Origin of the sequence: Kitasatospora purpeofusca (assembly GCF_036010405.1) — a bacterium.
GTDB classification, from domain to species: domain Bacteria; phylum Actinomycetota; class Actinomycetes; order Streptomycetales; family Streptomycetaceae; genus Kitasatospora; species Kitasatospora purpeofusca.
Genome location: NZ_CP108561.1, coordinates 3,750,590 through 3,763,204, shown reverse-complemented (window position 1 = coordinate 3,763,204; position 12,615 = coordinate 3,750,590). Strand labels below are relative to the sequence as shown.

The 12,615-nt window shown below is 74.2% G+C and carries 8 protein-coding genes, 2 tRNA genes and 1 pseudogene; 4 read left to right on the top strand and 7 right to left on the bottom strand.

The window, feature by feature from the left end; all coding sequences use genetic code 11:
- Positions 1–237: 237 nt before the first annotated feature.
- A tRNA-Lys gene (locus OG715_RS16360) sits at positions 238–311 on the bottom strand.
- Between the two features lie 235 nt (positions 312–546).
- Here OG715_RS16360 and OG715_RS16355 point away from each other — a divergent pair.
- Both OG715_RS16355 and OG715_RS16350 read left to right on the top strand, forming a co-directional pair.
- Positions 547–1,338, top strand: a complete 792-nt coding sequence (locus OG715_RS16355; RefSeq protein WP_266271697.1) for a DUF998 domain-containing protein — start codon at positions 547–549, stop codon at positions 1,336–1,338.
- Positions 1,335–2,348 carry an alpha/beta fold hydrolase gene (locus tag OG715_RS16350; RefSeq protein WP_266269506.1) on the top strand — a complete coding sequence of 338 codons (1,014 nt, stop codon included), beginning with the start codon at positions 1,335–1,337 and terminating at the stop codon, positions 2,346–2,348. The genes OG715_RS16355 and OG715_RS16350 overlap by 4 nt, the downstream gene beginning before the upstream one ends.
- A 44-nt stretch (positions 2,349–2,392) precedes the next feature.
- On the opposite strand, the gene OG715_RS16345 is transcribed toward OG715_RS16350, so the two are convergent.
- The 5 genes from OG715_RS16345 to OG715_RS16325 form a co-directional block, all read right to left on the bottom strand.
- Positions 2,393–3,085, bottom strand: coding sequence for a GOLPH3/VPS74 family protein (locus OG715_RS16345; RefSeq protein WP_266269505.1), 693 nt, complete (start codon positions 3,083–3,085; stop codon positions 2,393–2,395).
- A gap of 150 nt (positions 3,086–3,235) precedes the next feature.
- Positions 3,236–3,309 (bottom strand) — tRNA-Lys (locus OG715_RS16340).
- A gap of 116 nt (positions 3,310–3,425) precedes the next feature.
- Positions 3,426–5,636 (bottom strand): ABC transporter ATP-binding protein, encoded by a 2,211-nt coding sequence (locus tag OG715_RS16335; protein WP_266269504.1) that lies wholly within the window; start codon positions 5,634–5,636, stop codon positions 3,426–3,428.
- Complete coding sequence (locus tag OG715_RS16330; protein WP_407660985.1) at positions 5,633–6,619, bottom strand: ABC transporter permease; 987 nt, start codon at positions 6,617–6,619, stop codon at positions 5,633–5,635. Before OG715_RS16330 ends, OG715_RS16335 begins: the two co-directional genes overlap by 4 nt.
- Positions 6,620–6,636: 17 nt before the next feature.
- Positions 6,637–7,620, bottom strand: a complete 984-nt coding sequence (locus tag OG715_RS16325; protein WP_266269502.1) for an ABC transporter permease — start codon at positions 7,618–7,620, stop codon at positions 6,637–6,639.
- A 391-nt stretch (positions 7,621–8,011) separates the two neighbouring features.
- On the opposite strand from OG715_RS16325, the gene OG715_RS16320 reads away from it, so the two are divergent.
- Positions 8,012–9,718, top strand: a complete 1,707-nt coding sequence (locus OG715_RS16320) for an ABC transporter family substrate-binding protein (protein ID WP_266269501.1) — start codon at positions 8,012–8,014, stop codon at positions 9,716–9,718.
- Positions 9,719–10,215: 497 nt separating this feature from the next.
- Positions 10,216–11,421 carry a low temperature requirement protein A gene (locus tag OG715_RS16315; RefSeq protein WP_266269500.1) on the top strand — a complete coding sequence of 402 codons (1,206 nt, stop codon included), beginning with the start codon at positions 10,216–10,218 and terminating at the stop codon, positions 11,419–11,421.
- Between the two features lie 293 nt (positions 11,422–11,714).
- Here the strand turns inward: OG715_RS16315 and OG715_RS16310 are convergent.
- Positions 11,715–12,521 (bottom strand): annotated as a pseudogene (locus OG715_RS16310) (LysR family transcriptional regulator); the annotation flags it as partial.
- Positions 12,522–12,615 lie beyond the last annotated feature (94 nt).

Below are 12,615 nucleotides of genomic sequence, written 5' to 3'. Positions count from 1 at the left end.
GGTGAGGGTGCACGGGCGGGGCGGCGGCACGTACGGCCGGGCCGGCCCGCGCGGACGGGACCGTCGGCGGTCGGGGGCCTTTGCCCCTTTTCCGGTGTACAGCCCAGAACGCGCCGAAGGTACCGGTTGGCTCCACGACGACGGGAAGCGAGACCGACATCACACACAAATCGGACGTCAATGGGCAGCGAAAAGCCGGAGAGCCCCTCGTGCGAACGAGAGGCTCCCCGGTGTCGGTGCGCCGCCAGGGACTCGAACCCCGGACCCGCTGATTAAGAGTCAGCTGCTCTAACCAACTGAGCTAGCGGCGCCTGTCTGACGGGGAAAACAATACACGCTTCCGAAGGGTGCCTCGAACCACCCGGACGTCACCGGGAGCAGTCTGTCCGTTTCCGCCCGGTTGGGGTGGAGTTTGTGGACGGCTAGGGTGGTTTTGTGCCCAGCTCCCACCCCGGTCGCCGGAACGCTCGGCGCACCCCTGCCCCGACCTCCGCCCCGACGTCCGCCCCGGCCCGGCCGGAGGCCGCCACCAGGGCCGTCGCCGCGCTGCTGCTGCTCAGTGCGGTGGCGTACACCGCGTGGGTCCTGGAGGTGGTGCTCAGCACCGGGCTCGACCCGGTCCAGGCCTACATCAGCGAGCTCGCCGCCGAGGACCAGCCGCTGGGCGGCCTCTTCCGGGCCACCGACCTGGTCGCCGGACTCGCCGTGCTGGCGGCCGCCCTCCTGGCGCTGTCCGCCTTCCACCTCCGCCGCCCGGTGCCCCCGGAGGCCGGAGGGAGCCGGGGCCGGCGGCCCTGGGCGGCGGGCGGCTGGGCCGCGCTCGCCCTGTTCGGCGCGGCCACCGCCGCCGATTCCCGGCTGCCGCTGAGCTGCGCGCCCACCAGCGACGAGATGTGCGCCGCCCGCGAGACCGCCGGCCTCGTCCCCGCCACCCACACCGCGCACGCCGTGACCAGCAGCCTGGCCATGCTCGGCGCGCTCGGCGGCCTGACCGCGCTCACCGTCGCCGCCCGGCGCTACCACCGGTGGCCGCCGGTGGCCCGGTACGGGCCGTGGCTGCTGGGCGCCGAGGTGCTCGTCACCGGCTGGAGCCTGAGCGCGATCGCCGCCTTCGAGGCGGGCCACGGCACCTGGGCGCTGGGCGCCGGCCAGCGGCTCCAGGTACTGCTCGTCGCCCTCTGGCTCGCGCTGCTCGCGGCGGCCGTCGGCCTGCCGGGCCGGATCGGCCCCTCCGCCGGGGACACCGCCGGACGGGCCGGGGCGGTCGTCGGGGGCGCGGTCCGCGAGGCCCCGGCGGCCGCCGCGCCGTCCCGGACCGAGCGGCGGGATCCGGTATGACCGGCGCCCGGGGCCCGACCGCGAACGGCGCCGGAGGCCCGGAGGACCCGAACGGCCCGGGCGGCCCGGAGGATCGCGACGGCCCCGAGGGCACCGGCGGCACCGACGGCCCCGAGGGTGCGCCCCCGTCCCGATCCGGCCCGGCGCCGGCCGCCTTCGTCCGGATCGACGGCACCCCGCTGCACGTCCGGGTCGAGGGCCGGGGGCCGGTCTGCCTGCTCACCGGCGGGCTCGGCAGCAGCTGGTTCGACTGGGACCTCGTGGTCCCCTTCCTCACCCCGTACCGCACCGTCGTCCGCTTCGACCGGCCCGGCTACGGCCTGAGCGCCCCCGAAGCGGCCGACCGGCCCCTCCCGAGCGCCGCCGGGGAGGCCCACCGGATCCGGGCCGTCCTCGACGCGCTCGGCCTGCCCGGGCGCTGCACGGTGGCCGGGCACTCGCTGGCCGGCTTCCACGTCGAGGCGTTCGCGCGACTCCACCCCGAGCGGACGGCCGGGCTGGTCCTGCTGGACGGCAGCGTCGAACCGGACCCCCGGCCGCGACCCGCGCCCGGCCTTCGGGACTTCGCGGCGCGCGCCACCGCGGCCGCCGCCACCGCCGTCGCCGTGCCCTACCTGCTCGGGCCCGCCGTGCGCCGGACCGTCGCCCGCGCCACCACGGTGCGGCACGAGGACCTCGCCCCGGCGCCGCTGGTCCGGCACTGCTACCGCACCGGACGGTCGCTGCGGGCACTGCTCCGGGAGAACACCCACTACCTGGACATGGCCGCCGAGCTGGCTGCGCTGCGCCGCACCGCGCCGCTGCCGGCGGGCCTGCCGGTGACCGTGCTCGCCGCCGACGACGGCCTGAGCGGTCCCCGGACCGAGGAGTGGCTGACCGCCCAGCGGGGGCTCGCCGACCTCCTCGGCGCGGAGTACCGGCGCACCGCCCCGGCCGGTCACCTGCTGATGTTCGACCGGCCGGACGCGGTGGCCTCGGCGGTCCTGGACACGTCCCGCGGGCCGGACTGAACCCCGCCGGGCTGAACCCCGGCGGGCCGGGCCGCCGGGGCGGCTCAGCCGCCGCTGGCGTTGTCCGCCCCGACCACCCGGCGCAGGGCCTGGGAGATCGGCTGCTCCCGGGCGACCGCCCGGAAGGACTTCCGCAGCTCGGAGTGGACCCGGCCGGGGAAGAGCCGGCGGTCCAGTTGCGCGGCCCAGAGCAGCCCGGCCAGGTGCAGGTCCCGCTCGGCCGAGGAGGAGGCGCCCCGAGGACCGGAAGCGCCCCGCACGGTGGCGGCGATCCGCTCGGCGATCTCGGCGCCGACGGTGGCGCGTACCGGCGGCCAGGCGCGGTACGGCACCAGCAGGAGGAACAGGCGGCGTTCGAGGGTCAGGTGCCCGCTCGCCACCAGCCGTTCCCGGAAGATCCGCACCGCCGGCCCCCGCGGCACCCGGCGCAGGGCCGCGTCCAGCCCGGGCCGGCGCCCCTTGGGGGTCCGCTCCAGCCGGTCGAGCACCTCGGCGGTGACCTCGTCGCGCGCCCCGACCGGACGGAACCCGGTGATCCGCCGGTCCTCGACCTCGATGCCGCCGGTCAGCAGCAGCTCGGCGAACACGGCGGCCGCGATCGCTCGCTGGAAGCCGTTCCGGGAGACCCGCAGGGTGCCGCTGTCCGGGTCGGTGAAGAGCAGGACCAGCTCCTCCGCGAGCGAGAGCGGGAGGCGGTCGGAGGCGGCGTACGGATCGGGCGGACCGAGGGGAGCCACGGCGACAGCACCTCCGGTGCGAGGACGGACACCCACGCTATCCGCGGAACCGCCGCCGTTCCGGGCCTTCCGGGAAACGGGGAGGAACGATCGGGCGCGCGGGAACGCCGAAGGCCCCCTCGCTGCTGCGAGGGGGCCTTCGACCGTCGGTGCGCCGCCAGGGACTCGAACCCCGGACCCGCTGATTAAGAGTCAGCTGCTCTAACCAACTGAGCTAGCGGCGCCTGCTGACCTGGAAGACATTACACGCAATCGGGCCGATCCGCCGAATCGCGACAGGGCGGTCACCCACCGTGGTGACCGCCCTGTCGATGAGGAGCCGCGCACGGCGGACGCCCTGTCATCCCTCCGGGAAGTGGCAGGCGGCCCGGTGGTCGGGTTCCGGCGCACCCGCGGCCGCCGGCAGCGGGCCCGCGCCGGTGAGCGGCGGCGCCTCCGTCTCGCACCGGCCGCGGGCCCCCGCGTCGAGCCCCGCGTACACCGGGCAGCGGGCGCGGAACGGGCAGCCGGTGTGCCGGACGGTGGGGGAGGGCGGGTCGCCGGCCAGCAGGATCCGGGTCCGGGCCCGTTCGGCGGCCGGGTCCGGCAGGGGGACGGCCGAGAGCAGTGCCCGGGTGTAGGGGTGCCGGGGTCGGTCGAAGACGGCCGACACCTCGCCCTGTTCGACCGTGCGCCCCAGGTACATCACGCTCACCCGGTCGGCGAGGTGCCGGATCACCGAGAGGTCGTGCGAGACGAAGAGATAGGAGAGGCCCAGCTCCGCCTTGAGGGACTGGAGCAGGTTGAGCACCCCGGCCTGGATCGAGACGTCCAGCGCGGAGACCGGCTCGTCCAGGACCAGCAGCCGGGGCCGGACGGCCAGCGCCCGGGCGATCGAGATCCGCTGCCGCTGCCCGCCGGAGAACTGGTGCGGGTAGCGGACGGCGTGGGCCGGGTCGAGGCCGACCTGGCGGAGCAGCTCGGGCACCCGGCGGGCGATCTCCTCCTTCGCGGTCCGCTGGGCGCGCAGGGGTTCGGCGACGATGTCGCCGACCGGCATCCGGGGGTCCAGGCTGGCCATCGGGTCCTGGAAGACGATCTGCAGATCGGACCGCATCCGGTGGGCCTCGGCGCGGGAGAGCGCGGCGGTGTCCCGGCCGAGCAGCTCGATCCGTCCGGACTCGGGGGCGGCGAGGCGCAGCAGCTCGAACAGGGTGGTGGACTTGCCGGAGCCGGACTCGCCGACCAGCCCGAGCGTCTCCCCCTCCCGGATCGAGAGTTCGACGCCGTCCACCGCGTGGACCGAGCCGATCCGGCGCTTGAACACGGTGCCCTTGAGCAGCGGGAAGGTCTTGGTGAGCCCTTCGACCTCCAGGACCGGCGGGCGCTGCTCCCGGGGGACGGGTGCGGCGGCGGACGCGGCCGGGACCTCGGGCACGGGGTAGACCTCGGTGGGCGCGGGCCGTCGTTCGGCCAGCTCGCCGGCCCGGACGCAGGCCGCCAGGTGGACGGTCGGGCCGGTCGGACCGTCGGCGCTCGTACCGGCGCTCGTACCGGCGCTCGTACCGGCGCTCGTACCGGCGCTCGTACCGGCGCCCGCGCCTGCCGCGCCGTCGCCGGTCAGCGGCGGTTCGGCCGTGCGGCAGCGGTCCTCGACCAGCGGGCAGCGGGCGGCGAACGGGCAGCCCGGCGGCAGTTCGGCCATCGGCGCGGGCGTGCCGGGTATCGGCACCAGCGGTCCGCGGTTCCCGTCCAACCGGGGGACGGCCCCGACCAGGCCCAGCGTGTACGGGTGGCGCGGCGCGGCGAACAGCTCGTCGACGCCCGCCGTCTCGACCACCCGGCCCGCGTACATCACCGCGACCCGGTCGGCCATCCCGGCGATCACCCCGAGGTCGTGGCTGACCAGGACGAGCGCGGCGCCGGTCTCGCGGCGGGCGGTGCGCAGCACGTCGAGCACCTGGGCCTGGATGGTGACGTCCAGGGCGGTGGTGGGTTCGTCGGCGAGCAGCACGTCGGGGTCGTTGGCGACGGCCATGGCGATCATGGCGCGCTGCCGCATGCCGCCGGAGAACTCGTGCGGGAAGCTGTCGAGGGCGCGGTCGGGGGCCGGGATGCCGACCAGGTCGAGCAGTTCGGCGGCCCGCTTGCGGGCGGCGGCGCGGTCGAGGCCGGACCGGTGGATCCGCAGCGCCTCGACGAGCTGGTCGCCGATCCGGTAGACGGGGGTGAAGGCGGAGAGCGGGTCCTGGAACACCATGGCGATCCGTCGGCCGCGGACGGCGGCCAGCTCGCGTCCGGGCAGGCCGATCAGCTCGCGGTCGTCCAGCCGGACCGAGCCCCGGACCCGGGCGGTGCCGGGCAGCAGGCCGAGTACGGCCAGCGCGGTGACGGACTTCCCGGAGCCGGACTCGCCGACGATGCCGAGGGTCTCGCCCCGGTGCAGGGTGAGGTCGACGCCGCGCACGGCGGGGACGGGGTCGGCGCCGCGCGGGCCGGTGAAGTCGACCCGCAGGTCGCGGACGCTCAGCAGCGGGGTCCCGGTGGTGGTGGTCGTGGCGGTGGTGGTCACGCGCTGGTCCCCTTCCTCGTGGCGCGGGCGCGGGTACGGGACCGGCGGGGTCGCCGGGCGCCCTCGGAGGTGGGGTCGAGCGCGTCCCGCAGCCCGTCGCCGATCAGGTTGACCGCCAGGACGAAGAGCACCAGCAGCCCGGCGGCGAAGTAGAACAGCCAGGGGAAGACCGGGGCCTCGCTGGTCCCGGCGGCGAGCAGGGTCCCGAGCGAGACGTCCGGTGCCTTGACGCCGAAGCCGAAGTAGGAGAGCGCGGTCTCGCTCATCACGGCGCCGCCGACCGCGATCGTGGCGTCGATGATGAGGAAGGAGGCGACGTTCGGCAGGACGTGCCGGAAGATGATCCGCAGCGGACGGACGCCCATGAACTGCGCGGCGCGCACGAACTCCCGCTCCCGCAGCGAGATGGTCATCGAGCGGACCACCCGGGCGGTGATCATCCAGTTGAACAGGGCGAGCAGCAGCACGAAGGCGAGCCAGCCGGCGCCCTTCAGCCGGGGCGAGACGATCGTGATGACCAGGAAGCTGGGGAAGACCAGCATGAGGTCGACCAGGAACATCAGCAGCCGGTCGGTCCAGCCGCCGAAGTAGCCGGCGCAGGCGCCGACCAGGGAGGCCAGCACGGTCGAGAAGAGCGCCACCAGCAGGCCGATGACCAGCGACTTCTGGAGTCCGCGGATCGTCTGCGCGAAGACGTCCTGGCCTACCCCGTTGGTGCCGAACCAGTGGGTGCCCGAAGGCGGTTGGCGCAGCGCGCCGTAGTCGGGGGTGGCGTAGTCCCAGGGCGTGACCAACCCGCCGCCGAAGGCGAGCAGGAACAGCAGCAGGACGACGACCACGCCGACCACCGCCCAGCGGGCGGCGAGCAGCCGGGCGAGGACGATCCGCCCCCGGCCGGTCGGTCCGGGAGCGGCGGGAGCGGTGGGGGTGCCGGGGCCGGTGGGTTCGGCGGGGCCGGCGGACTCCGCGATGACGGCGGTCAAGGTGGGCTCTCCTCGGTTCAGGACCGCACGCGCGGGTCGAGGGCGGCGTGCAGGGTGTCGGCGAGGAAGCCGGAGGCGAGCACCACGACCGCGGCGAACAGGTTGACCGCGACGACCGCGTTGACGTCCTGCTCGTTGACGGACTGGATGAACCATTCGCCCATGCCGTGCCAGCCGAAGATGGTCTCGGTGAACGCGGCGCCGGTGAAGATGCCGAGGAAGCTGTACGCGAACATCGTCGACATCGGGATCACCGCCGTCCGCAGCCCGTGCTTGACCAGGGCTCGGCCCCGGGTGAGGCCCTTGGCCTCGGCGGTGCGCAGGTAGTCGGAGCCGAGCACGTCGAGCATGGTGCCGCGCTGGTAGCGGCTGTAGGTGGCGAGGCCGCCGAGCGCCAGCGAGAGGGTGGGCAGCAGCAGGTGCAGCGCCCAGTCGGCGAGGTGGGCGCCGAGGCCGCCGCTGAGGCCGGGGGTCTCGTAGCCGGTGAACGGGACGACCTCGTGGCCGACGGCGTCCTTGGCGGCGATGGCGCCGTTCTTGAGGAACAGGGCGACCAGGAACACCGGGGTGGAGAGCAGGACGAAGGAGACCACGGTCAGCAGCCGGTCGGAGATCCGGTACTGGCGCACGGCGCTCCACGCCCCGGCGGCGACACCGAGCACCATGCCGAGCAGGCTGCCGATCAGCAGCAGCCGCAGCGACACCCAGACCCGGCGGCGGAAGTCGTCCATCACCGGGGTGTCGTGGATGGTGCGGCCGAGGTCGCCGTGCAGCAGCAGGCCGCCCGCCCAGTGCCCGAACCGTTCGACGACCGGGGTGCGGTCGTTCAGATTGAGGTCGGTCAGCTGGCGTTCGACCGAGGCGGCGGCCGGGCGCGGCACCTTCGCCTCGAAGTAGACGCGCGGCTGCAGCGCGGCGCCCGCCAGCGCGTACGCCAGGAAGACGGCGGCGACCAGCAGGGCGGCGTAGTAGGCGAACCGCTTGGTCAGGTAACGGAGCATCAACGGCCGCCCGGGGTGGGGGCGGGGCCGACGCGTCTGGTGGGCATCGGAGGGTGGCCTTCGGGTCGGGGGGTGGGAGAGCGGGGCGCCGGGGGTGCGGGCGCCGAGGGGCGGAGGGTGCGGGCGCGTCGTGGGTGGTCCCGGCCGCCTTCTTGACCGTGGTCAGGAAAGCGTGCAGGTCAGAGTCTGGCACCGGCGCGCGGCCGCGGTATTGCGGTCGTGTTGCGCCCTGTTTCGTTCGGATCAGGTGTCCACCACGCCCCCTGGTACTCCTCCTGATCGGCTGTTACGTTCGGTCCCCGGCACCGACTTGGCTGCCCACGCTCAAGCCTCGCCACACCTCGCGACGCTCATCTCTCACCGCTCGCCGGACCTCACGGGGGGAACCCTCATGCACGCTTCCGCCACGCCTGCGCGCCGACTCGGCCGCGCCGCCGTCCTCGCTCTCGCCGTCGCCCTCGCGGCCACCGCGTGCAGCTCCGGCGGTGGTGGCTCGGCGGACACGGCGGTGAAGAGCGCGGCGCCGGGGCAGGGTTCGATCGACATCAACGCCAGGACGGTGGACCAGATCCGCGACGGCGGCGAGGTCCGCTTCCCGCTCTACCAGTGGATCACCCAGTGGAACCCGTTCCAGGTGGACGGCCGCTACGGCGACGCGGTCGAGATCATGCGCACCGTCGAGCCGGACCTCTTCACCACCGACGAGACCGGCACCTTCAAGGCGAACGCCGACTACCTGGTGGACGCCAAGGTCACCTCGACCTCGCCGCAGGTGGTCACCTACAAGCTGAACCCCAAGGCCAAGTGGTCGGACGGAAAGCCGCTGAGCTACCTCGACTTCAAGGCCGACTGGGAAGCCAGCAACGGCAAGAAGGACGGCTACAACATCGCCGACTCGGCCGGCTACGAGCTGATCTCCGGCGTCGAGCAGGGCGCCGACCCGGCCGAGGTCAAGGTGACCTTCTCCGAGACGTACGCGGACTGGCAGAACCTCTTCCGCCCGCTGATCCCGGCGGCCGGGATCGCCACCGCCGACGACTTCAACAAGGGCTGGGTGGAGAAGGTCCCGATCACCGCGGGCGCGCTGAAGATCGGCACGGCCGACAAGACCGCGCAGACCCTGACCCTCGTCCCGGACCCGAACTGGTGGGGAGCCAAGCCCAAGGCGGAGCGGATCGTCTTCCGGGTGATGTCGCAGTCCGCGACCACCCAGGCCTTCCTCAACAACGAGATCGACTACGCCACGGCCGGCACCGCCACCGCGTACGGGCAGCTCAAGGACGCCAAGGACGCGGTGATCCGCTCGGCCAGCCCCTGGGACGAGGTGCACATCTCCTTCGGCGGCGGTGGCGCGCTGGCGGACCGGAAGGTGCGCCAGGCGCTCGGGAAGGCGCTGGACCGCAGCGCGCTCATCAAGATCGCCAACAACGGTGTGCCGGTGGAGTTCAAGCCGCTCGGCAACCACATCTTCATGCCCAACCAGGCCGGCTACCAGGACAACTCCGGCGAGTGGGCGAAGTTCGACGTGCCCGCGGCGAAGAAGCTGCTGGACGACGCGGGCTGGAAGGAGGCCGGCAGCGGCCAGCCGCGGACCAAGGACGGCCAGTCGCTGACCCTGCACTGGGTGCTCAACGAGTCCACCCCGCAGGCCCAGGTCGACCTCGCCACCGCCGCCCAGGCGATGTGGCTGCAGGCCGGGGTCAAGGTGGAGGTCGACAAGGTCGCGGCCAACGACTTCTTCACCAAGTACGTCAACCCCGGCAAGTGGGACATCGCCAGCTGGCGCAACACCGACTCGTTCCCGCTCTCCAGCAGCCTGACCAACTTCCGGCTGCCGCAGGGCGACAACGTGTTCGGCAACTTCTCCAAGCTGGGCACCGAGGAGATCGACGGGCTGCTGAAGAAGGCCGCCGGCACGATCGACCCGGTGGAGGCCGCGAAGCTCTACAACCAGGCGGACGCCAAGATCTGGGAGCTCGGCCACACCTTCGAGCTGTACCAGCGGCCGACCGTGGTGGCGGCCCGCAAGGGGCTCGCCAACTACGGTGCCTTCGGCCTGGCGAGCACGGACTACACCAAGGTCGGCTGGGAGAAGTAGCCGCCGGGGGCGGGGACGAGCCCGGGACCGGGGCGGCCGCAGGAGGGGCGAGCGCGCGGCGGAGGCCGGCGAGCGCACGGCAGGCGCTGGCGAGCAGCGCGGTGATCACGAGGCCGGTGGTACGGACACGGGAGTACCGGCGCTGCCGCCCCCGCTGTCCTGCCACCCGCCTTGACCTTCCGCGATGCCCGCAGGCCGCCCGTGTCGTGGGGCCCGTCCCCGGACCCCGCTCGCTTCGAACCGGAACGAATCTAGCGGTGCGGTCCGGGCCCCCGCGCCCCAGCGCGCGGGGCGCGCCCGGAAACCCGCCGAGGAGTCACCCGGTTCGCGCACCGAGGCGTCAACTCTCGCTGACGCCAGGGCAAATCGGGCTGTTGCGGGGCAATCGGAGCGCTCCGCCGACCGCGCCGGAGCGGGCGACGGTGCGTGCGCGGGGCTCCGCGCGCTGCCAGGATGCGGCGGGTCAGCCCGCCCGTCCGCAGCCCGGAGAACCGTCGATGAGCAGCGAATCCGCCGCAGTCCCCCCACCGCACCACGCCGGCCCGCACCACGCCGACCCGCGCCCGGTGCGCCGGATGGTCCCGCGCAGCCGGGAGGAGCCGCACCGGGTCGCCACCCCGCTGGAACTCTTCTTCGACCTCTGCTTCGTGGTCGCCGTCGGCCAGGCCGGCCGGGAGCTGGCCCACGACCTCGCCGAGGGCCACTGGGGCGACGGGCTGACCGGCTACCTCTTCGCGTTCTTCGCGATTTGGTGGGCCTGGATGAACTTCACCTGGTTCGCCTCCGCCTACGACTGCGACGACGTGCCGTACCGGGTCACCACCCTGGTCCAGATCGCCGGCGTGCTCATCCTCGCGGCCGGGGTGCCGCGGCTCTTCGCCGACCAGGACATCGTGCTGTCGGTGGTCGGCTACGTGGTGATGCGGCTGGCCATGGTCACCCAGTGGCTGCGCGCGGCGGTCGCCGAGGAGGGGCCGGCGCGCGGTGTGGCGCTGCGCTACGCCGCCGGGATCACCCTCTGCCAGATCGGCTGGGTCGTGGTGCTGGTGCTCCCGTACGACGTCCGGTCGGTGGTGATCCCGATCGGGATCCTGGCCGAGCTGTCCGTGCCGGTGGTCGCCGAACTGCGGATGCAGACCACCTGGCACCCGCACCACATCGCCGAGCGGTACGGCCTGTTCACGCTGATCGTGCTCGGCGAGACGGTGGCCGCGGCGACCGTCGCGGTGCAGTCCGCGGTGGACGAGCACGAGGGGCTGACCCGGCTCCTCCCGGTCGCGGCCGGCGGTCTGCTGATCTGCTTCTCGGCCTGGTGGATCTACTTCGCCCGGCCGGTCCACGACCATCTGCGCTCCAACCGGCAGGCGTTCCTCTGGGGGTACGGCCACTACCTGGTCTTCGGCGCGGCGGCGGCGATCGGCTCCGGGCTGGAGGTGGCGGTCGAGTCGGCCGTGCACCAGGCGCACGTGTCCGAGACGGCCGCCACCGCGACGGTGACCGTGCCGACCGCGCTCTACCTCGTCACCGTGTGGGCGCTGCACTCCCGGCACGTCAAGACCGGCGCGGCTCAGCTGCTGCTGCCGGTCGCCTCGGTGGCGGTGCTCGCCTGTACGGCGGCGGGCGGTTCCGGGGTCCTGGCGGCGGGCCTGGTGACGGCGTTGACGGTGGCGGTCGGGGTGGCGCTGCACGCCAGGGAGCGCTGAGCGAGCGCGACCGGGCCGGCCGGGGCGGTGGAGCCGTTCGACCGGTTCGGGGCGTCGGGCCGGTGCCCGAGGCCCGCCGCAGTCGTTCCGGTGAGAGTGGTGAGGCCCGCCGCGACCGGTCCGTCCGCGCGCGGCGGGTCGGCCGTCGACGGCCCCAGCAGGCCGTGCAGGACCTCGCCGTGCCCGGACAGCCAGGCCCGGTACGCGGGGCTGGCCTGGGCGAGGTCCAGGTAGGCCGCCCGCAGCTCCTCGAACAGCGCCTCGCGGGCCGGGCGGCCGAGGCCGCGCGGCCGCCAGACCAGGAGCAGCCGCACGGTCAGCGGGTCGCCCTGCAAACGCCGGACGACGGTGCCGGGTCCGGGCAGTGAGGTCGGCTGGCAGGGGCGGACCGCCTCGCCGGAGGCGACGAGCTCGGCCGCGGTGGCGTTGTCCCGGACCTGGACCACGCGCGGGTTGAGCCCGGCGGCGCGGAACACCCGGCGCATGGCGGCGTACTCGTGGTCGGCGGTCGGGTCCACCATCCAGGTGTCCTCGGCGAGTTCGGCCAGCCGGACCACCTGCCGCGCGGCCGCCGGATGGCCCGAGGTGAGCGCGACGAACTGCGGCTCGCGGGCGAGCAGCACCCGGTGCTCGGCGTCCGGCGGCAGCCGCACCGGGAAGCCCTCGCTCTCGTGCACGAAGGCGACGTCCAACTGGTCGGCGGCGATCATCCGGAGCAGGGCGTTGGCGGAGATGTCGATCTGGATCGTGGTGTCGGTCTCCGGCAGCCGCTCGTGCACCCGGCGCAGCCACGCGGCCACCGCCCGGCTGCCGACGCTGCCGATGCGCAGCCGGCGGGCCCGCTCGCCGCCGGCGGCCTCCCTGGCCTCCTGGCGCGCGGCGGTGACCAGGGCGGCCATCTCGGCGATCACCGGTCTGGCCCTGGACAGCACGGAGTGGCCGAGCGCGGTCGGCCGGCTGCCGGTCTGCTCCCGGGTGAACAGCGTTCCGCCGACAGCCCGTTCGATGCGGTGCAGCTGGGTGGTGAGCGACGGCTGGGTCATCCCGAGCTGCAGCGCGGCCTTGCGGAGGCTTCCGGTATCGGCGATCGCGCACAGCACCCGCAGGTGTCTCACGTCGAGCTCCACAGGGGGGAGCGTAACGGCCAAAACGGGATGACGCCAGGGACATGACAGGCTGTCGGGTCGGCAGGGG

Excerpts from the sequence above, each read along its gene's own strand:
- OG715_RS16350 (WP_266269506.1), top strand. The coding sequence starts at position 1,335 with ATGACCGGCGCCCGGGGCCCGACCGCGAACGGCGCCGGAGGCCCGGAG.
- OG715_RS16325 (WP_266269502.1), bottom strand. The coding sequence starts at position 7,620 with ATGCTCCGTTACCTGACCAAGCGGTTCGCCTACTACGCCGCCCTGCTG.
- OG715_RS16320 (WP_266269501.1), top strand. The coding sequence starts at position 8,012 with ATGCACGCTTCCGCCACGCCTGCGCGCCGACTCGGCCGCGCCGCCGTC.
- OG715_RS16315 (WP_266269500.1), top strand. The coding sequence starts at position 10,216 with ATGAGCAGCGAATCCGCCGCAGTCCCCCCACCGCACCACGCCGGCCCG.